General features: G+C 59.8%; 30 protein-coding genes, 2 tRNA genes and 2 pseudogenes. 15 read left to right on the forward strand and 19 right to left on the reverse strand.

What is annotated here, in order from left to right; genetic code table 11:
- Positions 1-4: 4 nt before the first annotated feature.
- Together infC and thrS are read right to left on the reverse strand one after the other, a co-directional pair.
- The gene (infC, locus tag GUY40_RS11430; protein WP_371924787.1) at positions 5-556 is read right to left on the reverse strand and encodes a translation initiation factor IF-3; all 552 of its coding nucleotides are present in this window, start codon (positions 554-556) and stop codon (positions 5-7) included.
- Positions 556-2,478, reverse strand: coding sequence for a threonine--tRNA ligase (gene thrS / locus GUY40_RS11435; protein WP_166569052.1), 1,923 nt, complete (start codon positions 2,476-2,478; stop codon positions 556-558). The genes infC and thrS overlap by 1 nt, the downstream gene beginning before the upstream one ends.
- A gap of 359 nt (positions 2,479-2,837) precedes the next feature.
- Between thrS and GUY40_RS11440 the strand changes: the two genes are divergently transcribed.
- Both GUY40_RS11440 and GUY40_RS11445 read left to right on the forward strand, forming a co-directional pair.
- The gene (locus GUY40_RS11440) at positions 2,838-3,134 is read left to right on the forward strand and encodes a hypothetical protein (protein WP_166569053.1); all 297 of its coding nucleotides are present in this window, start codon (positions 2,838-2,840) and stop codon (positions 3,132-3,134) included.
- Between the two features lie 287 nt (positions 3,135-3,421).
- Entirely contained in the window at positions 3,422-3,634 is a 213-nt protein-coding gene (locus GUY40_RS11445; protein ID WP_003179963.1) for a cold-shock protein, read from the forward strand.
- A gap of 56 nt (positions 3,635-3,690) precedes the next feature.
- Here the strand turns inward: GUY40_RS11445 and GUY40_RS11450 are convergent, their stop codons facing one another.
- Together GUY40_RS11450 and GUY40_RS11455 are read right to left on the reverse strand one after the other, a co-directional pair.
- Positions 3,691-4,008 carry an I78 family peptidase inhibitor gene (locus GUY40_RS11450; protein WP_166569054.1) on the reverse strand — a complete coding sequence of 106 codons (318 nt, stop codon included), beginning with the start codon at positions 4,006-4,008 and terminating at the stop codon, positions 3,691-3,693.
- 132 nt (positions 4,009-4,140) lie between these two features.
- On the reverse strand, positions 4,141-4,443 hold the full coding sequence (locus GUY40_RS11455; protein ID WP_166569055.1) for a hypothetical protein: 303 nt from the start codon (positions 4,441-4,443) through the stop codon (positions 4,141-4,143).
- A 171-nt stretch (positions 4,444-4,614) separates the two neighbouring features.
- Between GUY40_RS11455 and GUY40_RS11460 the strand changes: the two genes are divergently transcribed.
- Positions 4,615-4,812 (forward strand): hypothetical protein, encoded by a 198-nt coding sequence (locus GUY40_RS11460; RefSeq protein ID WP_166569056.1) that lies wholly within the window; start codon positions 4,615-4,617, stop codon positions 4,810-4,812.
- Here the strand turns inward: GUY40_RS11460 and rbsD are convergent.
- From rbsD to GUY40_RS11490, 6 genes and pseudogenes are all read right to left on the reverse strand, one after another.
- A complete protein-coding gene (gene rbsD / locus GUY40_RS11465; RefSeq protein ID WP_166569057.1) occupies positions 4,809-5,213 on the reverse strand; it encodes a D-ribose pyranase in 405 nt (134 codons plus the stop codon). The two genes, GUY40_RS11460 and rbsD, sit on opposite strands and share 4 nt — an antisense overlap.
- Positions 5,210-6,131, reverse strand: a pseudogene (gene rbsK, locus GUY40_RS11470) (ribokinase). Before rbsK ends, rbsD begins: the two are co-directional and overlap by 4 nt.
- A gap of 25 nt (positions 6,132-6,156) precedes the next feature.
- Entirely contained in the window at positions 6,157-7,179 is a 1,023-nt protein-coding gene (locus GUY40_RS11475; RefSeq protein WP_166569058.1) for a LacI family DNA-binding transcriptional regulator, read from the reverse strand.
- Between the two features lie 2 nt (positions 7,180-7,181).
- Positions 7,182-8,177, reverse strand: coding sequence for an ABC transporter permease (locus tag GUY40_RS11480; protein WP_166569059.1), 996 nt, complete (start codon positions 8,175-8,177; stop codon positions 7,182-7,184).
- Positions 8,174-9,721: a sugar ABC transporter ATP-binding protein gene (locus tag GUY40_RS11485; protein ID WP_166569060.1), complete on the reverse strand. Its 1,548-nt coding sequence runs from the start codon at positions 9,719-9,721 to the stop codon at positions 8,174-8,176. Before GUY40_RS11485 ends, GUY40_RS11480 begins: the two co-directional genes overlap by 4 nt.
- 49 nt (positions 9,722-9,770) lie before the next feature.
- Positions 9,771-10,733 carry a sugar ABC transporter substrate-binding protein gene (locus GUY40_RS11490; protein WP_166569061.1) on the reverse strand — a complete coding sequence of 321 codons (963 nt, stop codon included), beginning with the start codon at positions 10,731-10,733 and terminating at the stop codon, positions 9,771-9,773.
- Positions 10,734-11,116: 383 nt separating this feature from the next.
- On the opposite strand from GUY40_RS11490, the gene GUY40_RS11495 reads away from it, so the two are divergent.
- From GUY40_RS11495 to GUY40_RS11505, 3 genes are all read left to right on the forward strand, one after another.
- Entirely contained in the window at positions 11,117-12,205 is a 1,089-nt protein-coding gene (locus GUY40_RS11495) for an asparaginase (protein WP_166569062.1), read from the forward strand.
- Between the two features lie 219 nt (positions 12,206-12,424).
- Complete coding sequence (locus GUY40_RS11500) at positions 12,425-12,673, forward strand: DUF1654 domain-containing protein (protein ID WP_166569063.1); 249 nt, start codon at positions 12,425-12,427, stop codon at positions 12,671-12,673.
- 4 nt (positions 12,674-12,677) lie between these two features.
- Positions 12,678-13,367, forward strand: a complete 690-nt coding sequence (locus tag GUY40_RS11505) for an endonuclease (RefSeq protein WP_166569064.1) — start codon at positions 12,678-12,680, stop codon at positions 13,365-13,367.
- A 15-nt stretch (positions 13,368-13,382) separates the two neighbouring features.
- Here GUY40_RS11505 and GUY40_RS11510 read toward each other — a convergent pair whose 3' ends face one another.
- The 4 genes from GUY40_RS11510 to GUY40_RS11525 form a co-directional block, all read right to left on the reverse strand.
- Positions 13,383-13,808, reverse strand: coding sequence for a GTP pyrophosphokinase (locus GUY40_RS11510; RefSeq protein WP_166569065.1), 426 nt, complete (start codon positions 13,806-13,808; stop codon positions 13,383-13,385).
- 129 nt (positions 13,809-13,937) lie between these two features.
- The gene (locus tag GUY40_RS11515) at positions 13,938-14,504 is read right to left on the reverse strand and encodes an SPOR domain-containing protein (RefSeq protein ID WP_166569066.1); all 567 of its coding nucleotides are present in this window, start codon (positions 14,502-14,504) and stop codon (positions 13,938-13,940) included.
- Positions 14,505-14,684: 180 nt separating this feature from the next.
- Positions 14,685-14,761 (reverse strand) — tRNA-Val (locus tag GUY40_RS11520).
- Between the two features lie 180 nt (positions 14,762-14,941).
- Positions 14,942-15,018: transfer RNA gene (locus tag GUY40_RS11525), tRNA-Val, on the reverse strand.
- A 183-nt stretch (positions 15,019-15,201) separates the two neighbouring features.
- Between GUY40_RS11525 and GUY40_RS11530 the strand changes: the two genes are divergently transcribed.
- A complete protein-coding gene (locus GUY40_RS11530) occupies positions 15,202-16,485 on the forward strand; it encodes an FAD-binding oxidoreductase (protein WP_166569067.1) in 1,284 nt (427 codons plus the stop codon).
- Between the two features lie 6 nt (positions 16,486-16,491).
- On the opposite strand, the gene GUY40_RS11535 is transcribed toward GUY40_RS11530, so the two are convergent.
- A complete protein-coding gene (locus GUY40_RS11535; RefSeq protein ID WP_166569068.1) occupies positions 16,492-17,166 on the reverse strand; it encodes a peptidase C39 family protein in 675 nt (224 codons plus the stop codon).
- Between the two features lie 223 nt (positions 17,167-17,389).
- On the opposite strand from GUY40_RS11535, the gene GUY40_RS11540 reads away from it, so the two are divergent.
- Positions 17,390-17,563: a hypothetical protein gene (locus tag GUY40_RS11540; protein ID WP_166569069.1), complete on the forward strand. Its 174-nt coding sequence runs from the start codon at positions 17,390-17,392 to the stop codon at positions 17,561-17,563.
- A gap of 85 nt (positions 17,564-17,648) precedes the next feature.
- Here the strand turns inward: GUY40_RS11540 and GUY40_RS11545 are convergent, their stop codons facing one another.
- Entirely contained in the window at positions 17,649-18,398 is a 750-nt protein-coding gene (locus GUY40_RS11545) for a TerC family protein (protein WP_166569070.1), read from the reverse strand.
- A 19-nt stretch (positions 18,399-18,417) separates the two neighbouring features.
- Positions 18,418-18,657, reverse strand: coding sequence for a hypothetical protein (locus tag GUY40_RS11550; protein WP_166569071.1), 240 nt, complete (start codon positions 18,655-18,657; stop codon positions 18,418-18,420).
- A 132-nt stretch (positions 18,658-18,789) separates the two neighbouring features.
- Here GUY40_RS11550 and nhaR point away from each other — a divergent pair, with 132 nt between their 5' ends.
- The gene (gene nhaR / locus GUY40_RS11555) at positions 18,790-19,695 is read left to right on the forward strand and encodes a transcriptional activator NhaR (RefSeq protein ID WP_166569072.1); all 906 of its coding nucleotides are present in this window, start codon (positions 18,790-18,792) and stop codon (positions 19,693-19,695) included.
- 14 nt (positions 19,696-19,709) lie between these two features.
- Here the strand turns inward: nhaR and GUY40_RS11560 are convergent, their stop codons facing one another.
- Entirely contained in the window at positions 19,710-20,219 is a 510-nt protein-coding gene (locus GUY40_RS11560) for a DUF1993 family protein (RefSeq protein ID WP_166569073.1), read from the reverse strand.
- Between the two features lie 97 nt (positions 20,220-20,316).
- Between GUY40_RS11560 and GUY40_RS11565 the strand changes: the two genes are divergently transcribed.
- Positions 20,317-20,964, forward strand: coding sequence for a YceH family protein (locus tag GUY40_RS11565; RefSeq protein ID WP_166569074.1), 648 nt, complete (start codon positions 20,317-20,319; stop codon positions 20,962-20,964).
- A gap of 109 nt (positions 20,965-21,073) precedes the next feature.
- Here GUY40_RS11565 and GUY40_RS11570 read toward each other — a convergent pair whose 3' ends face one another.
- Entirely contained in the window at positions 21,074-21,892 is an 819-nt protein-coding gene (locus GUY40_RS11570; RefSeq protein WP_166569075.1) for a shikimate 5-dehydrogenase, read from the reverse strand.
- A gap of 219 nt (positions 21,893-22,111) precedes the next feature.
- Here GUY40_RS11570 and GUY40_RS11575 point away from each other — a divergent pair, with 219 nt between their 5' ends.
- The 5 genes and pseudogenes from GUY40_RS11575 to GUY40_RS11595 all read left to right on the forward strand — a co-directional run bounded on the left by GUY40_RS11575 (position 22,112) and on the right by GUY40_RS11595 (position 26,019).
- Complete coding sequence (locus tag GUY40_RS11575) at positions 22,112-22,294, forward strand: hypothetical protein (protein ID WP_166569076.1); 183 nt, start codon at positions 22,112-22,114, stop codon at positions 22,292-22,294.
- Positions 22,295-22,492: 198 nt separating this feature from the next.
- Complete coding sequence (gene pbpG / locus GUY40_RS11580; protein WP_166569077.1) at positions 22,493-23,410, forward strand: D-alanyl-D-alanine endopeptidase; 918 nt, start codon at positions 22,493-22,495, stop codon at positions 23,408-23,410.
- 244 nt (positions 23,411-23,654) lie between these two features.
- A complete protein-coding gene (locus tag GUY40_RS11585) occupies positions 23,655-24,140 on the forward strand; it encodes a DUF1772 domain-containing protein (protein WP_166569078.1) in 486 nt (161 codons plus the stop codon).
- Between the two features lie 27 nt (positions 24,141-24,167).
- A pseudogene (locus GUY40_RS11590) lies at positions 24,168-24,668 on the forward strand (response regulator transcription factor); the annotation flags it as partial.
- Entirely contained in the window at positions 24,646-26,019 is a 1,374-nt protein-coding gene (locus GUY40_RS11595) for a HAMP domain-containing sensor histidine kinase (RefSeq protein ID WP_166569079.1), read from the forward strand. The pseudogene GUY40_RS11590 and the gene GUY40_RS11595, both read left to right, overlap by 23 nt.
- Positions 26,020-26,101: the final 82 nt, after the last annotated feature.

Raw genomic sequence — 26,101 nt, forward strand, 5'->3', positions numbered from 1 at the left:
GTGGTTATTTCTTTTTCTTGGGGGCGATGACCATGATCAGTTGGCGTCCTTCCATCTTCGGGTGCTGTTCGACAGAACCGTATTCGAGCAGGTCAGCTTCAACCCGCTTCAACAGTTCCATACCCAGCTCCTGGTGAGCCATCTCACGGCCGCGAAATCTCAAGGAAATCTTGGCCCTGTCCCCATCACTAAGGAAACGTACCAGGTTGCGTAGTTTTACCTGGTAATCCCCTTCCTCCGTCCCTGGACGAAACTTGATTTCTTTAATCTGGACCTGCTTCTGGTTCTTCTTCGCTGCAGCCACCTGCTTCTTCTTTTCGAAGATGTGCTTGCCGTAGTCCATGACACGGCAAACAGGAGGGACTGCGTCGGCAGAAATTTCTACCAGATCCAGTTTCGCTTCTTCAGCGATACGAAGCGCTTCATCAATCGAGACGATGCCAATCTGCTCGCCGTCAGCGCCAATTAACCGAACCTCGCGTGCCGAGATATTCTCGTTGATCGGGGCCTTCGGTGCAGTTCGTTTATCTTGTCTCATATCACGCTTAATAGTAATTACTCCGATTCATGGCGACCACGCCGGGAAACCGCTTGAGCGAGGAATTCAGCGAATTGAGCGACGGGCATGGAGCCCAGGTCAGCGCCTTCACGTGTGCGCACAGCGACGGTTTGCGTCTCAACTTCCCGATCTCCGATAACCAGAAGATAGGGAACCTTGAGCAAAGTATGCTCGCGGATTTTAAAGCCGATCTTTTCATTTCTCAAGTCGGACTTGGCACGGAATCCGCTTTCAGCGAGATTTTTTTCAACCTGCTGAGCAAAATCCGCTTGTTTATCAGTGATATTCATGATGACCGCCTGGGTCGGCGCGAGCCACGCAGGGAATGCACCCTCGTAATGCTCGATCAGAATACCCACGAAACGTTCGAACGATCCGAGGATCGCGCGGTGCAACATGACCGGGTGCTTGCGCCCATTGTCTTCCGAAACGTATTCGGCGCCCAAACGGATTGGCAGGTTGAAGTCGAGTTGCAGGGTACCGCACTGCCAGACCCGGCCCAGGCAATCCTTGAGCGAGAACTCGATCTTCGGACCGTAGAACGCACCCTCACCCGGCTGCAGATCGTAGGCAAGACCGGCGCTGTCGAGCGCAGCGGCCAATGCGGACTCGGCACGATCCCACAGCTCGTCGGAACCTACACGCTTTTCCGGACGAGTGGACAGTTTCAGCTCGATATCCTTGAAGCCGAAGTCGGCGTAGACATCCAGGGTCAGCTTGATAAAGGCTGCCGCCTCAGACTGCATCTGCTCTTCGGTGCAGAAGATGTGAGCGTCGTCCTGAGTGAAGGCACGAACCCGCATGATGCCGTGCAAGGCACCCGACGGCTCGTTACGGTGGCAGGCACCGAATTCAGCCAGACGCAGCGGCAGTTCACGGTAGCTTTTGAGCCCCTGGTTGAACACCTGCACGTGGCATGGGCAGTTCATCGGCTTGATCGCGTAGTCGCGGCTTTCCGATTCGGTGGTGAACATGTTTTCGGCGTAGTTCGCCCAGTGCCCGGACTTTTCCCACAGGCTGCGATCGACCACTTGCGGGGTCTTGATCTCGAGGTAGCCGTGGTCCTTCTGCACTTTGCGCATGTACTGCTCAAGCACCTGGTACAGGGTCCAGCCATTGGGGTGCCAGAACACCATGCCCGGCGCTTCTTCCTGGGTATGGAACAGGCCCAGACGCTTGCCGATCTTGCGGTGATCGCGCTTTTCGGCTTCTTCGATGCGCTGGATGTACGCAGCCAGTTGCTTCTTGTCAGCCCAGGCGGTGCCGTAGACACGCTGCAGCTGCTCGTTTTTCGCATCGCCACGCCAGTAGGCGCCAGACAGCTTGGTCAGCTTGAACGACTTGAGAAAACGGGTGTTCGGCACGTGCGGGCCACGGCACATGTCAACGTATTCTTCGTGAAAGTACAGGCCCATGGACTGTTCATTGGGCATGTCTTCGACAAGGCGCAGCTTGTAGTCTTCACCACGAGCCTTGAACACTTCGATCACTTCGGCGCGCGGGGTGACCTTCTTGATGACGTCGTAGTCGGTGTCGATCAGCTGCTGCATGCGCTGCTCGATGGCCGCCATGTCTTCCGGCGTGAAAGGACGCTCGTAGGCGATGTCGTAGTAGAAACCTTCGTCGATGACCGGGCCAATCACCATTTTTGCCGTCGGGTACAACTGCTTGACCGCATGGCCGACCAGGTGAGCGCAAGAGTGGCGAATGATCTCCAGCCCCTCTTCATCCTTTGGCGTGATGATTTGCAGGGTGGCGTCGCCGTCGATCAGGTCGCAGGCGTCGACCAGCTTGCCATCGACCTTGCCGGCCAGGGTGGCTTTGGCCAGGCCTGCGCCGATGGAGGCTGCAACCTGGGCTACGGATACGGGACCGTCGAAGGAACGCTGACTGCCGTCGGGAAGAGTAATGGTGGGCATGGCGCCTCCTCTCCTAGTGGTGACCCCTACCAAAGGTCACGTGGGTTGGGATGAGCCAGTACGCGATTCGGTGGCATGCCTGCCTCACAGTGGCAGGAGCCGTCAGGCCAACCAGGCCGAACCAGAACTGGATAATACAAATAAGGGTGAGTTCGGGGCAGCGTGGCCAAGGCAGGCCAGCAGGCTGAATCCGAGCCGGGCATGCTAGCACAGATAAGCCGCGCGATAGACGGTCAAGGCGCTGGCTTGGGCATAAAATGTTTCAACGGCCAATCGCGGGTGAACTTGCGCGGTTTTTGTTCGCTCAGACAAGGAGTGAGACCTACGCTTGAATGACCTGAACACAAGGAGTAACCGCTATGCGTTTTCAGCCCATCCTGTGCGTGGCCCTGGCTGCCGCCTTTGCCCTCCCCCTGAGCGCTCATGCCGGAAAATGGCCCGCTGGCACGCGTGAGACATTCCTTCAGGAATGCAATGCCTCCGCAACCAATAACGTTGAACAGAAAAAAGTCACGAGCTACTGCAATTGCGCTGCCGACACCGTTACTTCGAAATTCAATGACAAGGAAATCGCCGAACTCAACAGCACCAACCCTCCTCCGACTGTCTCGCTGCGTGACCGGATGCTCAAGGAAGTGAAGGTGTGCAACCAGTGAATCCTGGCAAAAACGCACGCATTTTTGGCCAGCACTGGTGCCGAAACCGCCGTTTGGGCATTTCAATGCAAAATTTACGGCTTTTTTTTCGCCCCCATGAAAACCCCGCAAACCCAGCAAAACCGGGGGCCTTGCGGCATTACCATGAAAAAAAAGGCCAATCCGACGCGGCTTTCGTCGCACCGGGGGGCTTTTAATCTCGGCAATTCGACTATGATAGCTGCGTGTGCCCAGCTGGCCTGAGCAGCACAGCACCACTGAATAATATGTTTCTTGGAGATACACCCATGTCTAATCGCCAAACCGGCACCGTCAAATGGTTCAACGATGAGAAAGGCTTCGGCTTCATCACTCCTCAAGGTGGCGGTGACGACCTGTTCGTTCACTTCAAAGCTATTGAATCCGACGGTTTCAAAAGCTTGAAAGAAGGCCAGACTGTTTCTTTCGTTGCAGAGAAAGGTCAGAAGGGCATGCAAGCTGCTCAGGTTCGCCCGGAGTAATAACTCCCCGAACTAAAAAAACCCGTCCTGGTGACGGGTTTTTTTGTGCCTGCGGATCAGCCGCAGTTGACGCGAGTGATGACGCCCTTGTCATCGGCATTGAGATTGAGCCGATCGGACCGATACTCCAGCGTGACCATATCGCGCGGCTTCAGAATACGCGCCGTTTGTGAACCGGTGCGCTTGCGCGCCTGCTCCAGCAGATCGGCCGAGGCTTGCTTGCCGACAGCGAAATCCGCGCCACTGGCCTGGCACCGGCCATCCAGACTTGGCACTGCAGGTTCTGGCTCAGCCGTTGATGAGCCGGTCGACGAGCAACCCGCCAGGACAACGGCAGCCACCAGGGCTGCGAATGATGCACGCATACGAAACATGAATTCTCCTTGAAAGACTGTTCAGTGTACTTGCGACAACGGCTGTCGCTTTTCGTTGCAAAACAGGTAGTTTGCCTGAGCAATCTACCGCGAAGGGCGGCTCAATCGTGACTGAATATGTGCGCGCCCCGCTCAGTACATATCGATAAAGTCAGAGGATGGCGTGGGCCAGTTACGCCTCAACGCCTCGAAAATCTGCTGCACCCAGGCATCATCAGCTGCCGCTTGCTCGCCCACGCAGCCCGAACCGGCAGCCCAGGTCTCCAAACGAAAGGCCAGGCCGTCGAGATCGGCACCGCCAACCACGGTTGAAAGATAGGCCAACCCTGCGCGCGTCACCCGCAACTGATTGTGAACCGCACCATTGCCCGCCCTTACCAGTTGGCGAACCGCCTCCAGGGTAAATTGCGCCGGGTCATTCAAATCGATGTGCACAGCAGATTCCTGACAGTGAAAGACGCTTCAGTTTGCCACGCTTGGCCCCTTATGCCTAAGTAGCAGTGCCAATACACCAGCAACATGGTTTACTGCCTGCACTCAGGGATAATGCGACCCAGAGCCAGAACCGGAAAACTCCGCGACACTTCGCCTGACATCGAGACTTTCATGACCAGCTTTAAAATTGACGCCGATATCAAGGTTCGCTGGGACGAAGGACAAAGCTCCTATAGCCCGGGCAATCCCGAAGAACTGGCCCTTATTGCCATAGACCTGCTGGTCAGAGAACTTGGCAATAAAGCTGCGCAACAGTTCATTGGCCAGGTGTTCGAAAAGTACAGCCATCCAACGGCAGCTCACCCCTAGAAGGTTACGCCTGCGATCAGAATAATATTGCTGTAAGGCTGGCATTCCCCTGTACGCACGACCGCACGCGCTCCCCGAGTCAGCCGTTTGAAGGCCTGATGGGTGACAATCTCGCGCACTCCCAGCAGCCCCTTCCCGGCGAGTCGGTCGACCGCTGCCAGCCCGGGCGGCGCTCGCTGCAGCATTTCTTCAGTCAGCCCATATCGCTCGACCAGCATCTCGCTGAGCACCACCTCCAGCGTGTCAGCAAAAGAAGGGATACCTGCCGTCAAGGCCAGATCAATCAGCTCGACGCCGGGCGGCACCGGCAAACCAGCGTCGCCGATGACAACACTGTCACCATGCCCCAGGGAGGCGATCAGGCGCGAAAGCGCAATATTAAGCAACGGCGACTTCTTCATGGCTGAGCGGCCGCCATCACCTCAGCCAGGGTCGGGATCGACGGCTGGGCCCCGGCCCGAGTGACCGACAACGATGCGGCCACCTGGCCAAACTCGATTGCTGCACGCTCGCTCTTGCCGCCAGCCAGTGCAGCGGCAAAGGCACCGACAAAGGTGTCGCCTGCTGCAGTCGTATCAACGGGCTGCACCTTGGGCGCCGCAAAGTGCTCTACTCCCTGGCAACCTGCAGCCAAGGCCCCCTGCCCCCCCCATCGTGACGATCACCTTGCGCACCCCCAACGCCAGCAACCTGCGGGCGGCGACTTCGGCGGTCTCCCGGGAACAGACCGCCACTCCGGTCAGCGCCGCCGCTTCACTCTCATTGGGAATCAGATAGTCGATGTTGGTGTACCAACTCATGGGCAGCGGGCCGGTCGCTGGAGCCGGATTGAGAATGACGGTTTTGCCGAGCCCTCGCGCACGCTGCAAGGCATAACCAACGGTGTCCGACGGCACCTCAAGCTGGCAAATGACCACCCGCGCCTGGCCCATTAACCTGTTGAAGCGCTCAACCCCTTGGGGGGTGAGCTCGCCGTTGCCTCCGGCGACGATGACAATTGCATTCTGGCTCTGGGCATCCACCACGATCAGCGCGACGCCCGTCGACACACCCTCAACGGCCGTCACCCCAGAGCAGTCGATACCTTCGATCTCCAGCGCGCTGCGCAACTGATCGCCATATCCATCCGCGCCCACACACCCGATCATCGCCACCGACGCGCCCGCGCGAGCGGCCGCCACGGCCTGGTTGGCGCCCTTGCCACCAGGCACCGTGGCGAACGAGTCGCCCGCCAGGGTTTCGCCCGGGCGCGGCAAGCGCTCGGCCCGAGTGACCAGATCCATGTTCAGGCTGCCTATAACCAGTACGCTTGCTTGCATTGGGCGTGCACTCTTTTCGCTGTTGTCAGCGGTAATCGGTAAATAAGTCGGAACACCGTGCAGTGGATTCACGCACGACCATGTTGGGGGCCACGATCTTGTGTTCGACGGCGCCTTGATGAGGTTCTCGGATCCGCCGCAGCAGCAGTCCGGCGGCCATTTCGCCCAGCTGGCGAACCGATTGACCGACCGTGGTCAGCGCCGGGTAGACATAACGACTCATCTGAATGTCATCGAATCCCACCACCGACAACTCGCCCGGCACGCTGATGCCACGTTCGGCCGCCGCACGCAACACGCCAATGCCGATCATGTCGTTGGCCGCGAAGATCGCGCTGGGCCGCTCGCCTTCCAGCAATGTCGCAGCCGCCTGGTAGCCACCGGGGCTGGTGAAATCACTGCTTACCACCCAACGCGATTGCAGGGCGATGCCGCCCTCCTCCAGCGCCCGCCGATACCCGGCCAGGCGCATTTGCGCAACACTGGTATCGCTGGGGCCGGTGATGCAGGCGATGGCCCTGTGCCCCAGGTCCACCAGGTGACGGGTGGCCAGATAGGCGCCCAATTCATGGTCGATCCGCACCAGATCCGCATCGACACCCGGAAGATCGCGATCAACCATCACCATGGGCGTGCGCACACACGCCAGGCTGCTGATCAGGTCAGCCCCTTCGCCCACCGACGCCACCACCAGGCCGTCGATGCGTTTTTCAAGCAGTACGCGCAGATAGCTGCGCTGCTTGAGCGGATCGTCGTCGGAGTTGCAGAGAATCACGCAATAGCCATTGCGCTCACAACAATCCTCGATCCCGCGCGCCAACTCGGCGAAATACGGGTTGACGCTATTGGGCACCAGCAGCCCGATGGTCGCGGTACTGCGTGCCTTGAGTGAACGCGCCACGGCACTGGGGACGTAATCGAGTTCGGCGATGGCCGCCTCGACCTTCAAGCGCACGTGCTCGCTGACAGGACGCGTCTTGTTCAACACGTGGGAAACGGTGGTATAGGAAATGCCCGCAAGGGCTGCTACGTCTTTGATAGTTGCCATGGTCAGTTCCGCCGGCGAGCGCGCCGGCTGCGATAAGTGTCGAGTACCACGGCGATGACGATAACGGCTCCCGTGATAATGCGTTTGGTAGGTTCACTGGCGCCGATCTGGGCAAGGCCCGCGGCCAGCACGGAAATGATCAACACCCCGAAAAATGTACTGATGACTGAGCCGCGCCCACCCATCAGGCTGGTACCGCCAATCACCACGGCGGCGATCACCTGCAGCTCAAGGCCGGATCCGGCGTTGGGGTCGGCTGCTTCCAGCCGCGAAATCTGGAACAGAGCCGCCAGCCCGGCAAGCAGCCCCATCAGTGAAAACACCAGCACCTTGTAGGGGCGCGGATCAATACCGGCCAGGCGCACGGCCTCTTCATTGGTACCGATACCGATCAGGTAGCGACCGAACACGGTACGAGTCAACACGACCTGGGCAAGGATGATCACCAGCAAGGCGATCACAAACGCGGGCGAGATGCCGAACGCCAGCGGCTCTGATAGCCAGGCGAAGGCATCGCCGATATACGCGGTGCGCGAGTCGGTCAGCTGATAGGCAGCGCCGCGGGCCATTTCCAGCATGCCCAGCGACACGATAAACGACGGGATGCGCCAGGCGACGGTAATGGCGCCGGTGATACTCCCCACCAGCGCCGCGCAGCCCATGCCCAGCAGCGCCGCCGGCAACACGCTCCAGCCCCAGCCGAGAATCGCCACACTGACCGCCGATGCCGCCAGCGCCAACACCGATCCGACCGACAGGTCGATGCCGCCGATAATCAATACGAAGGTCATGCCCACCGCCAGCACCATCAGATCGGGAATCTGGTTGGCCAAGGTGCTGAAGGTGGCATAAGAAAGGAAATGACTGCTGAGCAAGGAGAACAGCACAATCATCGCCAGCAAGGCGCCGGCCAGGCCGAGGTAAGCGCCCAGGCCAAACCAGGTGTCACTGCGCTTGGCTGACGATGGCGATGCAGCGGATACCGAGGTCGTCTTCATGGGCGGTTTCCGTTGGCTGGCTCATCGAGCAACGCGTCACGTTTCTGATAACCGGCAAAAGCGGCACCCAACAATTGATCCTGGGTCCAATGGTCGCGATCGAAGGTTTCGATCAAGCGCCCGGCGGCCAGCACTGCAATCCGATCGCATATCAGCATCAGTTCGCGGACATCACTGGAAACCACCACCAGCGCCTTGTCCTGGCGCGCCAGCTCGCCAAACAGGCTGTAGATCTCGAATTTGGCACCGACGTCGATGCCCCGGGTGGGCTCGTCGAACAGCAGCACGTCGCAGTTGCGCTCCAGCCAGCGGCCGATCACGACTTTCTGCTGGTTGCCGCCGGACAATTCGCCGACCCCCTGCGCAGGGCTTGAACTGCGAATGCGCAAGGCGTCGATCTGACGCTGAGCCAGCGCACGCTCGGCGCCCACATCGAGCAGGCCTGCACGTGACACCGCAGACAGATTGCCCAGTGCGATGTTGGCGCCGATCGACTGCGACATCAGCAACCCTTCACCCTTGCGGTCTTCGGTGATCAGCGCAACGCCCTGGCGAACCGCATCGGCAGGCGAGCGAATACTCACCGGCCTCAATGGCCGCCCCAGCTCGATAGTGCCGCTGTCGGCCCGGTCAGCGCCGTAGATCAGGCGCAACAGTTCGGTACGGCCAGCCCCGACCAGGCCACAAATACCGAAAATCTCACCGCTTCGCACCTCAAACGAGACATCGCAGACTTTGTCCGCCCGACCAAGGTGCTTGACCGCCAACAGCGGCGCACCGATGCGCCGCTCACCCAAGTCGAAATGTTCGCCGAGCTCACGCCCCACCATCAGGCTGACCAGTTGATCACTGCGGTAACGAGCCATGGGCTCCACGCAAACCAGGCTGCCATCGCGCAACACCGCGACCCGCTCAGCAACCCTGGCCAGCTCCTCAAGGCGGTGCGAGATGTAGATGATCGCCACACCACGGCACTTGAGTCGCTCAATTTGCTCAAAGAGCTTTTCAACCTCGCGTGCCGTCAGCATCGCGGTGGGCTCATCGAGGATCAGCAACCGGCAATCACCGATCAGGTTGCGGGCAATCTCGACCATCTGCTGATGACCGATGCCCAAGTCACCCACCAGCGTATCCGGGTCAATCGCCTCCAGCCCTACCCGCGCCATGGCCTCAAGCGCCTGGCGACGCAATTGCTTGCGATTGAGCCAACCACCGCGGCTGGGTAATTGATCGAGGAACAGGTTTTCAGCAACCGTCAGGGTCGCCAACAGGTTCAGCTCCTGCATGACCATGCGCACGCCCAGCGCTTCAGCAGCTCGGCGACTGGTCGGGGAATAGGGTCGGGCATCGAACTGCATCTGACCAGCACTGGGCAGTTCGAGCCCGGCGATGATCTTTGACAGCGTACTTTTACCGGCACCGTTTTCACCGGTCAGGGCCAGGACTTCGCCAGGGTAGAGGCTCAGCTCGATATTGCTCAGCACCGGCTGGGCATAGGTTTTGCCGATACCGCCGATACTCAGCACAGGGGCCGCAGCTGACATAAGGGACTCTCCTCGCGCCTGCCGCTCGGACAGGCAGGCGCGACCGCGATTAGTGTGGCTGGGTTACCCGTTCAACCGGCGTCTGAATCACATTCTCGGCATTGGCCTGAATCGGCTCACCCTTGATGATTTTCAGCGCGGTCACGATGCCAAACACCGCCTGGCGCGCGGCGAACTGATCGGCCGTCGCCAGCACACGCCCGTCCTTCAGCATCGGCTTGATGGCATTGATGTTGTCGTAACCGACCACCTGGACCTGCCCGGCCTTGCCTGCCGCGCGCACCGCCGACACCGCACCGAGCGCCATGCTGTCATTGCCCGCCAACAACGCCTTGATGCCGGGGTATTCATTGAGCATCGCGGCAGCTACGGCGTTGCCTTTGTCGATTTCCCAGTTACCCGATTGCACCGAGACAATCTTCATCTGTGCCTTTTCCATCGCATCCTTGAAACCCAGGGTGCGTTGCTGCGCGTTGGTGGTGGTCGATACCCCTTCGATGATCCCGACCTCATCCCCGGCCTTGAGCTTGCTGGCCAAATAATCTCCGACCTTGCTGGCCCCCAGGCGATTATCCGGCCCCACGAAAGGCACGCTCAGGTTTTTGCTTTTAAGCACGGCGGGGTCGAGCTGATTGTCGATATTGACCACTTTAATGCCTGCATCCATGGCTTTTTTGATCACGGGCACCAAGGCCCTGGAATCAGCCGGCGCAATCACCAGCGCATCGACCTTGGTGACGATCATTTGCTCGACGATACGAATCTGGCTCGCCGTGTCCGACTCATCTTTGATGCCGTTGGAAACCAGATCAAAATCAGCGGCGTGGTCTTTCTGATAGGCCTTGGCGCCGTCTTCCATCGTCAGGAAGAACTCGTTGGCCAGCGATTTCATGACCAAGGCGACTTTGGGCTTGCTTGATGATTCAGCGAATGCCGACGTGAGGGGTATGGCAGAGCAAATGCTCGCCATTACGCCGACAGCCAATAAGCGTCCGACGAAGGGCAGCTTCATGGGAACCACTCCATTTTTATCTTTCTTTTGAGCAACGCTCGCACACCATCGCCGAATTTTCGACAAAAAATACGCTTGCAAACGTTTGCATTGGGCAACTATGAGAAGACGGTCATCGCTTGTCAACTGCAACGACCAGGACGCGCCACTTTAGTGTTACTGCAGGCTAAAAGATGTAGGAATTTTATCCTCAGATTGTCGGAAAACCGAACACAACGTGACCGATTGTTCGGTTTATCGGAAATAAACACACCTTTCACGCTGATGAAAAAACAGATTAGTCCAGCAAATACCGGGGGTTAGCTAAAAATCCATGAACTGGTACGAATAGTGCTCGAGCGCTGTAAGCACCACAGCCATTTCAACTAATAAGAGTGAACAACATGAAAGCTGCGCTCCACTCCTTTGCACCGGCCGCCCTGGCCTTGTTCTTTCTGGTGCCCACCACGGTGTCCGCCAAGGACGCCGAAACCCAACAGAAACTCGCCAACGTGGTGATCCTCGCAACCGGCGGCACCATCGCCGGCGCTGGCGCCAGCGCCGCCAACAGTGCGACCTATCAGGCCGCCAAGGTGGGAGTCGATCGCCTGATTGCAGGCGTTCCGGAACTTGCCAGCCTGGCCAATGTGCGCGGCGAGCAAGTCATGCAGATCGCCTCTGAAAGCATCACCAACGAAAACCTGCTGCAGCTGGGCAAGCGCGTCGCCGAACTGGCCGATAGCAACGACGTGGACGGCATCGTGATTACCCACGGCACCGATACCCTGGAAGAGACCGCTTACTTCCTCAACCTGGTCGAGAAAACCGACAAGCCTATCGTTGTGGTCGGCTCCATGCGCCCCGGCACCGCCATGTCGGCCGATGGCATGCTCAACCTGTACAACGCAGTGGCCGTCGCCAGCAGCAAGGAGTCCCGCGGCAAGGGCGTGCTGATCACGATGAACGATGAGATCCAGTCCGGTCGTGATGTCAGCAAAACGGTCAACATCAAGACCGAGGCCTTCAAGAGCGCCTGGGGCCCACTGGGCATGGTCGTGGAAGGCAAGTCCTACTGGTTCCGTCTGCCCGCCAAGCGCCATACCCAGGACTCGGAATTCGACATCAAAACCATCAGCAGCCTGCCGGCCGTTGATATCGCCTACGGCTACGGCAACGTCAGCGACACTGCCTACAAGGCGCTCGCACAAAATGGCGCCAAGGCGATCATTCATGCCGGTACTGGCAACGGCTCGGTATCCTCACGCGTCGTCCCGGCCCTGCAGGACCTGCGCAAGAATGGCGTACAGATCATTCGCTCTTCCCACGTGAATGCAGGCGGCTTCGTACTGCGTAACGCTGAACAGCCGGATGACAAGAATGACTGGGTCGTTGCCCATGACCTGAACCCGCAGAAAGCCCGCATCCTGGCCATGGTCGCCCTGACCAAGACCCAAGACAGCAAAGAGCTGCAGCGGATTTTCTGGGAATACTGATCCACCCCTTCAGGAGCGACGACCGTCGCTCCTACCCCTCCTGCAATGCCTCCCGATAGTTCCCACGCCAGCCTTCTCCCCCTCTCGCAAAATAAACTTCCGATTACTTACACCAAACGCTCTAAACCGCTGTCAGACGCATTCTTCAATCGAGACATCTTGCGAAATGGACTACAGTCAAATACTGTATGTTCATACAGCAAAAACAAGGAATGCTTCATGGCAACCAGCTCCTCCCCTACCGCAGGCGTCAGCAGCTACGAACAACTCGGAATGCGCATCCAGAAAATCATCAACTCACCCACGGCGCAGAAATCCCGCGCTGCGCTGATTTTCAAGCTGGAACACGAATCAGCCGCCGACTGGGAAACCTTGCTCGAAGAAATTGCCGAGAACGACAACGTCACCCTCGCCCACCGCGACGATGGCGGCGTGCAATTGTTCTGGGTCGTGCCGAAGGAAGATTGAGGGGATGAGTGTTCGTTTTATTGCAGGCGCCTGCCTGCTGCTGTCTCTTGCTGCTCACGCCGATGCACCGCGTACCTTCAAAGAAGCCAAGAAAGTTGCCTGGCGCCTGTATGCGCCGCAATCCACGGAGTTTTACTGCGGCTGTAAATACAACGGTAACCGGATTGACCTGGCCGCCTGTGGCTACGTGCCGCGCAAAAATGCCAACCGCGCGGCACGCATTGAATGGGAGCATATCGTCCCTGCATGGCACATAGGCCATCAGCGCCAGTGCTGGCAGGACGGTGGGCGCAAGAACTGCTCCCACAACGACGAGATTTACCAGCGCGCCGAAGCCGACCTGCACAACCTGGTGCCGAGCATCGGCGAGGTCAACGGCGACCGCAGCAACTACAGCTTTGGCTGGCTGCCGGAGCAGCGCGGGCAGTACGGTTCGTGCCTGACCCAAGTGGACTTCAAGGCGAAAAAAGTCATGCCGCGCCCCTCGATCCGAGGCATGATCGCGCGCACTTACTTTTACATGAGCAAGACCTACAACCTGAAACTGTCCAAGCAGGACCGACAGCTCTATGAAGCCTGGAACAAGACCTACCCGGTCCAGGCCTGGGAACGGCAACGCAATCAAAGCGTCGCCTGTGTGATGGGGCACGGCAATGAGTTCGTCGGCCCGGTCAATCTCAAGGCCTGCAGCTAAGGCAAGCTCAGGCCCTTACGAGATCGCCAGGAGGTAATCCGCTGCCTGGCGATACTTGGCCTGGCGCGCCAAGTCATCAGGCCCCGGCATGGCAATTCGCGAGAGATCGCTGTTGTCGGCCAGGTCAGCCAACTTCACGACCCTGGCAAGCGGGTCATCAGCCAGCCGCTCAACGAACGCCTCATAGCTTTCGCCGGGCCGCTTGCTCAGGGCCTGCAGCGCCGCCAACACCTTGAGGGGAAAGCCTTCGCGAGCCAGGTCAGCCAGCGTCAGCGGCGTGTCTTCAAGCACGTCATGCAGCACTGCGACGATGCGCTCATCGACGGTTTCAACCCGCATCATCACCCGCAGCGGGTGAAGAATATAGGCAGCACCCGCCTTGTCCCGCTGCCCCTCATGCGCCCGGATTGCAATCACAATCGCGCGCTCTAGCGTAGACATGCTCAATCTCCCTATGGCAACGCCCACGACCCTGCAAATCGCCCCATTTCAGCAAGATACCAAAGCGACATTACCAGCATAGCTTCGTCTACCGAGCGTGTAGCGCTGCAAGGCTCTGCAATGGGCCGATCAGGGCGTCGGCCGGTGCTTGACCACAAACGACTCGATACCCTGCTCGGCCATCAGGCGCGCTTTCTTTTCGTCTGCCTCGGCCTTGGTGGCGAAAGGACCCAGCAATACGACCGTGACACCGTCGCGCCGTGCGACGTTGGGCACAAAACCTTTTTCGATCAACCGCGCCGTCATGTCGCTCAATGCGCCCATGTTGCTGCCGGCGGCAATCTGTACATCGAAGCCGTCCGCTGAGGTGGCATCGGCGTGCAGCTCTTCATCGACGGCCGCAGCCCCGCAAAGAGCGCTGACCTGAGGGTCGTTGCCATCGCGCTCGATGATCGCAAGAAAGCCGCTGTCTTTCTTGATCACCACATAGCGCTGGTAAGGCGTGTACTCCCCGGCAGCATCCTTGCCGCGGATCTTGCCGCAAACAGTACCGTCATCGGTCACCCGCACATTGGTGAACTTGGCCGTCAGCGGGTTTGCCAGCTGCTCGGCGACCACCTTGTGGGCAAGCTCCACATCGCTCTTTCCGCAACCAGCCAGCGCCAGCGCCGCCACTACCCATGCCAATTTGCGCACGCGTCTACCTCCAATTGATAAGGAGCGGATTTTATCACCCTGTAACCACCACTGCCGCTCACCCCACGACTGCTTGTGTCATCAACTGTTACAGGAGGCCGAGCTTTATTCAGGCATAAACAAAAAGGGCGACCCGTATGGGTCGCCCTTTTTGTGACCGCTCATGGAGCGGATTTTGTTTGGTAGGCACAATTGGACTCGAACCAACGACCCCCACCATGTCAAGGTGGTGCTCTAACCAACTGAGCTATGTGCCTGCTGTGGGGCGCATTCTACGAAATAAATTCAGCCATGGAAAGAGCCAGAGCGTAAATAAATCAAATATTTATCGCACTCTGGCAAGCACCGGTCGCCTCGGATTTTTCGCCCCAAATCAAAAAGGGCGACCCTTTCGGATCGCCCTTTTCTATACCGCTCAGCAGAGAACGGATTTTGTTTGGTAGGCACAATTGGACTCGAACCAACGACCCCCACCATGTCAAGGTGGTGCTCTAACCAACTGAGCTATGTGCCTGCTGTGAGGCGGCATTCTACGGAATCCAGCGGGGGTGTCAACCTCTTTTTTTCAGCTAAGCCTATGAATAGTCGAAATATTTTCATAAACGCCTTGCTCAGCTCAAAACGCCTTGCTGGCCGCCGGATTTGATCTCAGGTAGGATCCGCACAGTCGTAAAGAATAATTAACAGAGGTTGCAGGATGGCGAACACACCCTACCCCCAGTCGTATTACGCCGCATCTGCCAATCCCACCCCCGAGCGGCCGGCGTTGCAGGACGAGGTGCAGACCGACGTGTGCGTGATCGGCGCGGGCTACACCGGGCTGTCCAGCGCACTGTTCCTGCTTGAGCACGGCTTCAAGGTGACTGTTCTGGAAGCCGCCAGGGTCGGCTTTGGCGCGTCAGGGCGCAACGGCGGCCAGATCGTCAACAGTTATAGCCGCGACATTGATGTGATCGAACGCAGCGTCGGCCCGCGCCAGGCGCAGCTGCTCGGGCAAATGGCCTTTGAGGGCGGGCGAATCATCCGCGAGCGGGTTGCCACCTACGGCATTCAATGTGACCTGAAGGATGGCGGCGTCTTCGCCGCGATCACCGATAAACAGATGGGCCACCTGGAGGCGCAAAAACGCCTGTGGGAGCGCTACGGTCACACCCAGCTGGAAATGATGGACAAGCGCCGCATCCGTGAAGTGGTGGCTTGCGAGCAGTACGTGGGCGGCATGCTCGACATGAGCGGCGGTCACATCCACCCACTCAACCTGGCGCTGGGCGAAGCCGCAGCGGTTGAGTCGCTGGGCGGTAAAATTTATGAACAGTCACCGGCCGTACGCATCGAGCGCGGCGCCAACCCGGTCATTCATACCCCGCAAGGCAAGGTCCGGGCGAACTTCGTGATCGTCGCCGGCAACGCCTACCTTGGCAATCTGGTCCCGGAACTGGCCGCCAAGTCGATGCCCTGCGGCACCCAGGTGATTACCACCGAACCGCTGGATGATGAACTGGCACGCACCCTGCTCCCCCAGGACTACTGTGTCGAAGACTGTAACTACCTGCTGGACTACTACCGTCTTTCGGCCGACAAGCGCCTGATCTTCGGCGGCGGCGTGGTCTACGGTGCGCGTGACCCGGCCAATATTGAAGCGATCATCCGGCCGAAAATGCTCAAGGCCTTCCCGCAACTGAAGAACGTGAAGATCGACTACGCCTGGACCGGCAACTTCTTGCTGACCCTGTCCCGCCTCCCGCAGGTCGGCCGGATCGGCGACAACCTCTATTACTCCCAGGGCTGCAGCGGCCATGGGGTTACCTACACGCACCTGGCGGGCAAGGTCCTGGCCGAATCGCTGCGCGGCCAGGCCGAACGCTTCGATGCCTTTGCCGAACTGCCGCACTATCCATTCCCGGGCGGCCAGCTGTTGCGCACGCCACTGACGGCCATGGGTGCCTGGTACTACAGCCTGCGCGATCGCTTGGGCTTCTGAGCCCGGTTACTGCGCGCCGATCGCCTTGGTCGCCCGCGCCGCCGCTTGTTCCTGGCCCGCCTGGGCCAGGTCATTGGCCGCTTTCAGCCAGCGCTGGCGATCCACCTGGGCGGGCAACTGTTCGGGCCGCTGCACCAAGACTGCCCAACTGCCCTCGCTTTTCCAGGCTGAAGCGAAGCTGTCGAAATCGATCGGCATGCGCCGGCTATTCCCGGAGCGCAACAACACCCGCTGCTTGAAACGGTCATAGCCGACCAGCAAGGCATAACGCGGCTCACCCCACAGAGCGCCATCGCTGTAGCGCACCAGTACCGGGTTTCCCGCTGCCACCTGCGCCAGCAAGGCTGCCAGGCTGTTGTCCAGCGGATAGACCACCATCCCGTAATCGCGCGCGACCGCTTCCATCGAACCTTGCAGCTTGTTTATGCCCGCAGGCAGCCCCAGCGGTTTTTCAAGCAAGCCCGGGGTGATGCCGACGCCCTGCTGGGAAAGGATACTGGCCAGCGCCATCGGCGCACTCTGGTTGGCGTTGCCACGGAAGAACGGCACGCCGCTCAGTTCAACGCGCTCGGGCAAGCGGCGAACGTCTTGCGACACCTGGCCTGCACAGCCCACCAGGGTCAACGCCAGAGCGCCGGCCAACAGGAGGCGTTTGTAGAAGGGAGAAAATAACGGCAGCATCGTCACTCACTGGTTTCTGGCGCCAGGGATACGATCACCCGGCTCGGCCCTCGATAATAGGACTGCGGGTGGCTCAGGTATAGCGTTTGTGCGCAAAGGACGAGGCTGCATAGAGCAAACCGGCTCAACGGCTAGACCATTGGTCAATCGCTTGAAACACAACGCCAACTAGACTGTCTTGTGTAGCAGGTGTTTAACACCTGCCAAGCCGAAGGAGGCAAGCATGAGCCCGACAATGACAATCGTCATGCTGATCGGTGCATGGCTGGCCGTCGCTGCGGCAATGCTGTGGGGGGTAGTGAGAATCGCCAGGCGCCATCACCCTCGCCAGTATCCGCAAGCGGCTCCGAGCAAGACTGCACAGCGCAAACAGGTACGACACGCCAACGCGCATTGATCCGCACCCCTTTCTTTAAATAGAAATGAAAACGGCCGACCGGGTTACCCCGATCGGCCGTTTTGCATTGCCCGACGATTTACGTTTAGGCTTCGACCGCTACGCGCTTGTGTTTGGCTCGACGCGACAGCATGTTCAACGCCTCGATGGCCGCCGAGAAAGCCATGGCCGCATACACGTAGCCTTTCGGTACATGGGCGCCGAAACCTTCGGCAATCAGCGTCATGCCGATCATGATCAAGAAGCCCAGGGCCAGCATGACCACAGTCGGGTTGTTGTCGATGAAGCGTGCCAGCGGGTCAGCCGCCAGCAACATCACCAACACCGCGCTGACCACCGCGATGATCATGATCGGCAAGTGCTCGGTCATGCCCACGGCGGTGATGATGCTGTCGATCGAAAAGACGATGTCCAGCACCAGGATCTGGCCGATGGCAGCCGCCAGGCCCATCGCCACCTTCGACGACAGGAGTTGCTCCTGCTGAGCGGACGGGTCGACGCTGTGATGGATTTCCTTGGTAGCCTTCCACAACAGGAACAAGCCACCGGCGATGAGGATCATGTCCTTCCAGGAAAACACCTGGCCAAACACCTCGATAACCGGCTCGGTCAGCTGCACGATCCACGCTACGGTGCTCAACAGGCCCAGGCGCAGCACCAGTGCCAGGCCGATACCCAGGCGGCGGGCCTTGGTCTGGTGTTCAACCGGCAGTTTGTTGGTCAGGATCGAGATAAAGATCAGGTTATCGATACCCAGCACGATTTCCATCGCCACCAGGGTGGCCAGCGCGACCCAGGCAGTAGGGCTTGAAGCGAGTTCCAGAAGGTATTCCATGGTTCAGTCCTGAGCGGGCTTAAATTTCCTGAGCGGAAGGGTCACGTTTGTCTGCCGGCTTTTCGGCGGCCTCACCGTGGGTGGCTTCGTGGAGCGCCTGCTGCGCTGCCTCGTTGGTTTTGTCGATGGCCTGCTTGGCCGATTCGGCGGCCTGGTTGAGCATTTGCTGGGCCGATTTTTCCGCCTGGTCACATCCGGTGATTGCCAGCAGGGCAACCACCAGAACCAACGGCGTACCGATGGATTTGAATTCGATCATGTCTTCCTCTCATTCACGGCCAGCACTCAGGGGCTGGCTTATTGATAGCGACGCATTCTAAAGACCGCAATACATCAGGAAAATTCGTATTTTCAGCGGCTATACTTCGGTTTTTACGAATGGACGCCCACCATGCTCAATTACCGTCAGCTGCATTACTTCTGGGTAGTGGCCAAAACCGGCAGTATCGTCCGTGCCTGCGAGCAGCTTAACCTGACCCCGCAGACTATCAGCGGGCAAATCAGCCTGCTGGAACAAACCTACGGCATCGAGCTGTTCCGCCGGGTTGGCCGCCAATTGGAGCTGACAGAAACTGGCCGCCAGACACTGACGTATGCCGAACAAATGTTTCAAATTGGCGAGGAACTGGAGGCAATGTTGCGGGCGCAGCCTGACGAACAGCAGATTCTGTTCCGGGTCGGGGTGGCGGACGTAGTGCCCAAATCCATCGTCTACCGCCTGATCGCGCCGACCATGGAGCTAAGCGAACCGATTCGCATCAGCTGCCGGGAAGACAAGCTGGAACGCCTGCTCGCGGACCTTGCGATCCAGCGCCTGGACGTGGTGATCTCTGACAGCCCCATGCCCAGCCACCTGGATATCAAGGGCTACAGCCAGCGCCTGGGCGAATGCGGCATCAGCTTTTTCGCAACAAAGGCTCTGGCCGAGCGGTACGGGCAAGACTTCCCCCGCTGCCTGCACCAGGCCCCGCTGCTGATTCCAGGACAAGAGACCGTAGTACGTAGCCGCTTGATGCGCTGGTTTGCCGAGCAGCAACTGCAGCCGCGCATCGTTGGGGAGTTCGACGACAGCGCGCTGATGCAGGCGTTCGGGCAATCGGGCAGCGGGATCTTCATCGCCCCCAGCGTGATCGCCGACGAAGTGCAAAAACAATACGCCGTACGCCTGATCGGCCAGACCGATGCCGTGACCGAATCCTTCTATGCCATCTCGGTCGAGCGCAAGGTCAAGCACCCGGGCGTGGTCGCCATCACCGAAGGCGCACGCCGGGAGCTGTTTAGCGGGCCGCAGGCTTAATCAGCGGATCGCGATCAGAATGCGCCCATGAAGTCGCGCTTGCCGACTTCGACGCCGTTGTGGCGCAGGATCGCGTAAGTGGTGGTGACGTGGAAGAAAAACTGCGGCAGGCCGTAGGTCAGCAGGTAGCTCTGGCCGGTGAAACGCTTTTCTTTCGGTGTGCCTGGCCGGGTGACGATTTCCCGGCCTTCCTGGCCGTCGATCTGGGCTGGTTCGATCGTGGCGATGAACGCCTGAACCTTGGTCAGCAACGCCTGCAGGTCGGCGAACGTGCGCTCGGTATCTTCATAGACCGGCACTTCGACACCGACCAGACGCGCCGAAACACCCTTGGCGAAATCAACCGCGATCTGCACCTGACGGATCAGCGGGAACATATCCGGATACAGACGCGCCTGAAGCAAGGCGTCAGGGTCAATATTTTTCGCCTTGGCGTGGGCTTCTGCCTTGTTCAACACATCGCTCAGGCTGCCCAGCATCTGCTTGAAGACGGGAACCGAGGCGGCGTACAGAGAAATACTCATGGAATGTCCTTGTGAGTGGGGCAATAAAGGGCGGCGGCTTGTCTTTTGGGAAGCAAAGACCCTAGGCTAGGCGCTTTCAATCGCCAGAGACAGAGCCATGTCCGCCGAACACGATACTCCTTCTGATGCACGGCTCAACACCACAGAAATTCGCCTTCTTGGCTCGCTGATCGAAAAGCAGGCCACCAGCCCCGAAACCTACCCCCTGACCCTCAATGCCCTGGTACTGGCCTGCAACCAGAAAACCAGTCGCGAGCCCGTCACCAACCTCACCCCCGGCCAGGTCGGCCAGAGCCTGCGCGCGCTGGAAGGCCAGGGCATGGCTCGCCTGCAGATGGGCAGCCGCGCCGACCGTTGGGAACACCGGCTGGACAAGGCGCTGGAACTGGTGCCGGCGCAAGTGACATTACTCGGGTTGATGTTTTTGCGCGGGCCACAGACGGTCAACGAGCTGCTGACCCGCAGCGCCCGCATGCATGAATTCGAAGATGCCGAACAGGTTGTGCACCAGCTCGAACGCCTGATCGCCCGTGGCTTTGCCCTGCACCTGCCGCGCCAGGCGGGTCAGCGCGAAGATCGTTACACCCACGCCATGGGCGATCCGGCGGACATTGAAGCGATCCTCGCGGCACGCCAGCAGGGGCCGGAGCGGTCGAGCGGTGTGTCGTCGGATCGCATCGAAGAACTCGAAGCGCGGATCGCGGCGCTGGAAGAGCGCCTGGCACGTTTGGAAGACGCTTCCTGAATCGCGTTGAGCTTATCGCGGGCAAGCCTTGCTCCCACACAAGGTGGAGCAAGGCTTTTAATAATGTAGGAGCCGGGCTTGCCCGCGAAGCTCTTCTCAATTCAACACATCACCCACGGGCGTACTCGACCGCCTTGCTCACCTGCTCTGCTGACGGCCGCACGCCGGTGTACAGCACAAACTGCTCCAGCGCCTGCAGGGCAATCACTTCAAGCCCGGTGATCACCTGCTTGCCCAGCGCCTGGCCCTTGAGCACCAGCGGGGTTTGCGGCGGCAAGGCCACCACATCAAACACCGTTTGCGCCGCCTCGATGGCATCCACCTCAAAGGACAACTCATCGGCCTCGGCGCCACCACTCATGCCAATCGGTGTCACGTTCACCAGCAGCTGCGGGCGCAACACGCCCAATTCAGCCTGCCACTCATAGCCACAGGCCAGCGCCAGCGACCGCCCCGCTTCGGCATTGCGCGCCACAATCGTCCCGCGCTTGAACCCGGCATCGCGAAACGCCGACGCCACCGCCTTGGCCATCCCGCCGCTGCCGCGCAAGGCGAAGGAGGTGTCCGGGGCCAGTTGGTGCTGCTCGATCAACTGGCGAATCGCCAGGTAGTCCGTGTTATAGGCCTTCAAATGCCCATCGGTGTTGACCACTGTATTGATCGATTGAATCGCCGCGGCCGACGGGTCCAGCTCGTCAACCAGCGGGATACAGGCCTCCTTGAACGGCATCGAGACACCGCAGCCGCGAATGCCCAGCGCCCGGATCCCGCCTACCGCTGCCGGCAGGTCGCGGGTGGTCATGGCCTTGTAGTAATAATTGAGCCCCAGTTGCTCATACAGGTGGTTATGAAAACGCACGCCAAAGGTGCCTGGCCGCCCGGCCAGTGACATGCACAGGACTGTGTCCTTGTTGGGAATCAGAGGCATCGTTCTCTCCATTGCTTGGGTGTCAGTCATCCGCTTGACGGACCTTACACAACCTTTACCCATCGACTACGCAGAATCTTAAAAAATCGTTGTCTTAATCTCCAACCCAACCGTGCATCCGTTCGCTTCACCGTCATCAATGTTGACTATCGAGCAGGGTGATTTTTCCCACCTCATGTCAGCCGTTACTCTGGCGACCATGAACTGAAGGAGAGTGCCATGCCCACCGTTAAGATCATGTCCGTTATCGGCAGCGCCGTGCCAGAGCGCCTGCGCGACGCTGGCCTGCTGGCGTGCTGGTACCTGGTCCAGGACGGCGAGCCGATCAGCGGCCCACTGACCTCGCTGCCGGCGGCCGAAGCGCTGTACCAAAGCCTGACCCCAATGGCTTCTGGCTATTGATCACTGTCTTCATCGTGCGTTGCTCCGCACACCCCTTGCCCCGCCTGGTTGCGGGGCTTTTTACTGTCCACGCCAAAATATTTTCCTGCGTGGCTGCAATCGACAGCGCGTCGGCCATACTCATAAAATGTGGCGGTTTTTCAAAAGAAAAATGCTTGCAACACCAACGGCATACTTAACCTTTAGTGAGCGCTACACGTGAAAACTTCCCTTTCGATCTTGAGCCTGATCCTGCTACTGACAGGAACTGCCGCCGTCACGTCGAACGCTGTTGCCCAACCTGCCCCCGCCGTCCAGCGAGACCCTTCACAACTTCACCTGGCCTCCGGCAGTGCGTTGCTGATCGACTTGCAGACCCACCAGGTGCTGTATGCCCATAACCCCGACCGCGTCGTCCCGATCGCCTCGGTCACCAAACTGATGACGGCCATGGTGGTGCTGGATGCCAAGCAGTCCATGGATGAGATCCTGACCGTCACCATCAAGCACAACCCGGACATGAAGGGCGTGTTCTCCCGCGTGCGACTCGGCAGCCAGCTGAATCGCCGGGAAATGCTGCTGATTACCCTCATGTCCTCGGAAAACCGCGCCGCCACTACCCTCGCCCACCACTACCCGGGCGGTTACGGGGCGTTTATCGCCGCCATGAACGCCAAGGCCAGGGCGCTGGGCATGAGCCACACCCGCTATGTCGAGCCCACCGGTCTGTCGACTCACAACGTGTCCACCGCGCGCGACCTGAGCAAGTTGCTGCTGGCCTCGCGCAATTACCCGCTGCTGGGTGAACTGAGCACTACGCGCGCGAAGACCGTGGCCTTCAAGAAACCCAACTATTCGCTGGGTTTTCATAATACCGACCATCTGGTGAACAAGAGCAACTGGGATATCAAACTGACCAAGACCGGGTTCACCAACAAAGCCGGCCACTGCCTGGTGCTGTTAACCAGCATGGCGGACCGCCCGGTGGCCATGGTGATTCTCGACGCCTTCGGCAAATACACCCACTTCGCCGATGCCACACGCCTGCGCAAATGGATGGAAACCGGCAAGAGCGGCCCGGCGCCGGCGGTTGCCATGCGCTACAAGGCGAATAAACACGGTCAGGTGGCTGACTGATTAGCTTTGGCGCTTGCTGGCGTACATCCTTGCATCTGCCAGCGCCAGCAAACGCTTGATGGAATCAAAAATTCATGAACAACAGGCTCTGCGCATAGTTGAGCCCGATCCGCCGCTAGAGCCCTGCGCGTCAAAAAAGTGCCACACGACCGATCGGCGGTCACCGGCGTGGCGTTGAGGAAGTTGTATCACTAGCTATGCTTTGGCTCGACAGCAGGCATCCCGTCCTGCCGAGGCCAGGCCCATGTCCCTTTCCGATGCCCTGCTCCTGACCCTTATCCTGCTGGCAGCCCTGGGCTGCGGCCTGATGGGCGGGTTGTTCTTCGCCTTCTCCAATTTCGTCATGCACGCCCTGGGTCGCCTGTCGCCCGCCAACGGCATCGCAGCGATGCAGTCGATCAACCTGATGGTCCTTAACCCGCTGTTTCTCTCCGTGTTCATGGGGACCTCGGTGGCCTGCCTGTTGCTGATCGTCTACGCGCTGGTGCGCTGGTCTGCGCCGGGCACACTGCTGTTGACGGCTGGCAGCGGGCTTTTTTTGCTGGGCAATTTTGTCGTGACGATGCTCTGCAACGTGCCGCGCAACGAGTTGCTGGCGCGGGTCGAGGTGGACAGTGACGAAGCACAGGGGCTGTGGCAGGAATATTTGCGCGACTGGACGCGCTGGAACCATGTGCGCACGGTGACGGCGTTGGGTGCGGCGGCGTTGTTGATTCTGGCGGTGCGGTGATTGGGCGGGCCTCATTCGCGGGGCCAGCTCCTCGGGCACCTACGGCGCACCCTGGGCGTGACCACGCCGATCCTGATGATCAGCGCCCTTTCGGACGTCGACGAGCGGGTTCGTGGCTTGCGCGCCGGCGGTGACGACTACCTGACCAAGCCGTTTGCCAGCGATGAAATGGCCGCGCGGGTCGAGGTGCTGCTGCGGCGCAACCAGGCCAGCGCGCCGTCCAACACTTCACTGAGCGTCGCGGACTTGACCCTGGACCTGATCAGCCATCAAGCCCGCCGCGCCGAACAAACGCTTGATCTGCTGCCCACCGAATACAAATTGCTGGAGTTTCTGATGCGCAACGCCGGGCAGGTGTTGACCCGGATGATGATCTTCGAGGAAGTCTGGGGCTATCACTTCGACCCCGGCACCAACCTCATCGACGTGCACATCGGCCGCTTGCGCAAGAAAATCGACCCGCCTGGCCAGACCCCACTGATTCGCACGGTGCGAGGCTCCGGCTATGTCATTGCCGAACCCGTCTAAGGGCTGGCGTTCTTCCAGCAGTCGACTGCTGGCGCTGTACAGTTTCCTGTTCGTGGCCTGGAGCAGCATCCTCCTGGGCGCACTGTATTACGAGGTCTCCAGCTACCTGAACAAACTCGCCCACCATTCCCTGCTGCAGCGCCAGCATCTGCTGTCGCGCATGGAAGGCAAACAGCTGGACGACGCCCTCGCCGCCAGCCAGACCTTCGACACCCGCGCCTTCGACGCCTACGGCCTGTTCGACAACGACCTGGCGCCGCTGGCCGGGCAGATCCGCCAGATCCCGCCACACCTGGACCTGGACGGGCGCATCCACGAACTGCCCGATTGCCTGCACATCGACGACCCCAAATTGCCGCAGGAAAGCTGCGACGCCGTGGCGGTGCGCACCCGCGACGGGCGCTGGCTGGTGCTGGTGCGTGACAACGGCTCGTTGTTCGCGGTCAACCGCATCATCCTACATGCGATGTTCTGGGGTATCTCGCTGACCATCCTCCCTGGCATCGCCGGTTGGCACCTGCTGCGCCGCCGGCCGTTGCGACGCATCCGCGGCATTCAGGCCAGCGCCGAGGCCATCGTCGCCGGCGACCTGACCCACCGCCTGCCGCTGTCCAATCGACGCGACGAGCTGGACATGCTGGCGGCCATTGTCAACGCCATGCTCGACCGCATCGAGCGGCTGATGATGGAAGTCAAAGGCGTGTGCGACAACATTGCCCACGACCTGCGCACCCCGCTGACCCGCTTGCGCGCGCAGCTGTACCGCATTCAACAGCAAGCCCCCGAAGATTCGCCGCAGGCCCTGCAACTGGAGCAGGCCATCGCCGAAACCGACACCTTGATGGCACGCTTTCGCGGCCTGCTGCGCATCAGCGAACTGGAAGACCACCAGCGCCGCGCAGGCTTTGTCGAGCTTGACCCACTGCCGTTGCTGCGCGAGCTGCACGACTTCTACTTGCCGCTGGCCGAAGACGAACACATCGAACTGCGCCTGGAGGCCCCAGAGCAACTGCCACGCATCGATGGCGACCGGGCGCTGCTGTTCGAGGCGCTGGGCAACCTGTTAAGCAACGCGATCAAATTCACTCCACCCGATGGCACCGTGATCCTGCGCGCCACAGGCTCGCGCATCGAAGTCCTCGACAGCGGCCCGGGCATTCCCGAAAGCGAGCGCGAAGCGGTATTGCAACGTTTTTACCGCACCGAAAACGGCAGCCAGCACAACGGCTTCGGGCTGGGCCTGTCGATCGTCGCCGCGATTGTCGGCCTGCACGGCTTTCGCCTGGAGATCGGCAGCAGCCCGCTGGGCGGCGCGCGGGTAGGGATTGAATGCCAACCCGACCCGTTGTGAACACGGATCTAATAATGTAGGAGCCGACCTTGGTCGCGATGGGCTGCGCAGCGGCCCCGGGGTCTGCTGCGCAGCCCATCGC

It is taken from the genome of Pseudomonas sp. R5(2019) (genome assembly GCF_009905435.1).
Classification (GTDB): domain Bacteria; phylum Pseudomonadota; class Gammaproteobacteria; order Pseudomonadales; family Pseudomonadaceae; genus Aquipseudomonas.

Excerpts from the sequence above, each read along its gene's own strand:
- GUY40_RS11440 (WP_166569053.1), top strand. The coding sequence starts at position 2,838 with ATGCGTTTTCAGCCCATCCTGTGCGTGGCCCTGGCTGCCGCCTTTGCC.
- GUY40_RS11445 (WP_003179963.1), top strand. The coding sequence starts at position 3,422 with ATGTCTAATCGCCAAACCGGCACCGTCAAATGGTTCAACGATGAGAAA.
- GUY40_RS11495 (WP_166569062.1), top strand. The coding sequence starts at position 11,117 with ATGAAAGCTGCGCTCCACTCCTTTGCACCGGCCGCCCTGGCCTTGTTC.
- thrS (WP_166569052.1), bottom strand. The coding sequence starts at position 2,478 with ATGCCCACCATTACTCTTCCCGACGGCAGTCAGCGTTCCTTCGACGGT.
- GUY40_RS11550 (WP_166569071.1), bottom strand. The coding sequence starts at position 18,657 with ATGATCGAATTCAAATCCATCGGTACGCCGTTGGTTCTGGTGGTTGCC.
- GUY40_RS11560 (WP_166569073.1), bottom strand. The coding sequence starts at position 20,219 with ATGAGTATTTCTCTGTACGCCGCCTCGGTTCCCGTCTTCAAGCAGATG.
- GUY40_RS11565 (WP_166569074.1), top strand. The coding sequence starts at position 20,317 with ATGTCCGCCGAACACGATACTCCTTCTGATGCACGGCTCAACACCACA.
- GUY40_RS11485 (WP_166569060.1), bottom strand. The coding sequence starts at position 9,721 with ATGTCAGCTGCGGCCCCTGTGCTGAGTATCGGCGGTATCGGCAAAACC.
- GUY40_RS11510 (WP_166569065.1), bottom strand. The coding sequence starts at position 13,808 with ATGTCTACGCTAGAGCGCGCGATTGTGATTGCAATCCGGGCGCATGAG.
- nhaR (WP_166569072.1), top strand. The coding sequence starts at position 18,790 with ATGCTCAATTACCGTCAGCTGCATTACTTCTGGGTAGTGGCCAAAACC.
- GUY40_RS11535 (WP_166569068.1), bottom strand. The coding sequence starts at position 17,166 with ATGCTGCCGTTATTTTCTCCCTTCTACAAACGCCTCCTGTTGGCCGGC.
- GUY40_RS11500 (WP_166569063.1), top strand. The coding sequence starts at position 12,425 with ATGGCAACCAGCTCCTCCCCTACCGCAGGCGTCAGCAGCTACGAACAA.
- GUY40_RS11530 (WP_166569067.1), top strand. The coding sequence starts at position 15,202 with ATGGCGAACACACCCTACCCCCAGTCGTATTACGCCGCATCTGCCAAT.
- GUY40_RS11475 (WP_166569058.1), bottom strand. The coding sequence starts at position 7,179 with ATGGCAACTATCAAAGACGTAGCAGCCCTTGCGGGCATTTCCTATACC.
- GUY40_RS11595 (WP_166569079.1), top strand. The coding sequence starts at position 24,646 with ATGTCATTGCCGAACCCGTCTAAGGGCTGGCGTTCTTCCAGCAGTCGA.
- GUY40_RS11480 (WP_166569059.1), bottom strand. The coding sequence starts at position 8,177 with ATGAAGACGACCTCGGTATCCGCTGCATCGCCATCGTCAGCCAAGCGC.
- GUY40_RS11540 (WP_166569069.1), top strand. The coding sequence starts at position 17,390 with ATGAGCCCGACAATGACAATCGTCATGCTGATCGGTGCATGGCTGGCC.
- rbsD (WP_166569057.1), bottom strand. The coding sequence starts at position 5,213 with ATGAAGAAGTCGCCGTTGCTTAATATTGCGCTTTCGCGCCTGATCGCC.
- GUY40_RS11575 (WP_166569076.1), top strand. The coding sequence starts at position 22,112 with ATGCCCACCGTTAAGATCATGTCCGTTATCGGCAGCGCCGTGCCAGAG.
- GUY40_RS11570 (WP_166569075.1), bottom strand. The coding sequence starts at position 21,892 with ATGCCTCTGATTCCCAACAAGGACACAGTCCTGTGCATGTCACTGGCC.
- GUY40_RS11490 (WP_166569061.1), bottom strand. The coding sequence starts at position 10,733 with ATGAAGCTGCCCTTCGTCGGACGCTTATTGGCTGTCGGCGTAATGGCG.
- GUY40_RS11505 (WP_166569064.1), top strand. The coding sequence starts at position 12,678 with ATGAGTGTTCGTTTTATTGCAGGCGCCTGCCTGCTGCTGTCTCTTGCT.
- GUY40_RS11545 (WP_166569070.1), bottom strand. The coding sequence starts at position 18,398 with ATGGAATACCTTCTGGAACTCGCTTCAAGCCCTACTGCCTGGGTCGCG.
- GUY40_RS11450 (WP_166569054.1), bottom strand. The coding sequence starts at position 4,008 with ATGTTTCGTATGCGTGCATCATTCGCAGCCCTGGTGGCTGCCGTTGTC.
- GUY40_RS11585 (WP_166569078.1), top strand. The coding sequence starts at position 23,655 with ATGTCCCTTTCCGATGCCCTGCTCCTGACCCTTATCCTGCTGGCAGCC.
- GUY40_RS11460 (WP_166569056.1), top strand. The coding sequence starts at position 4,615 with ATGACCAGCTTTAAAATTGACGCCGATATCAAGGTTCGCTGGGACGAA.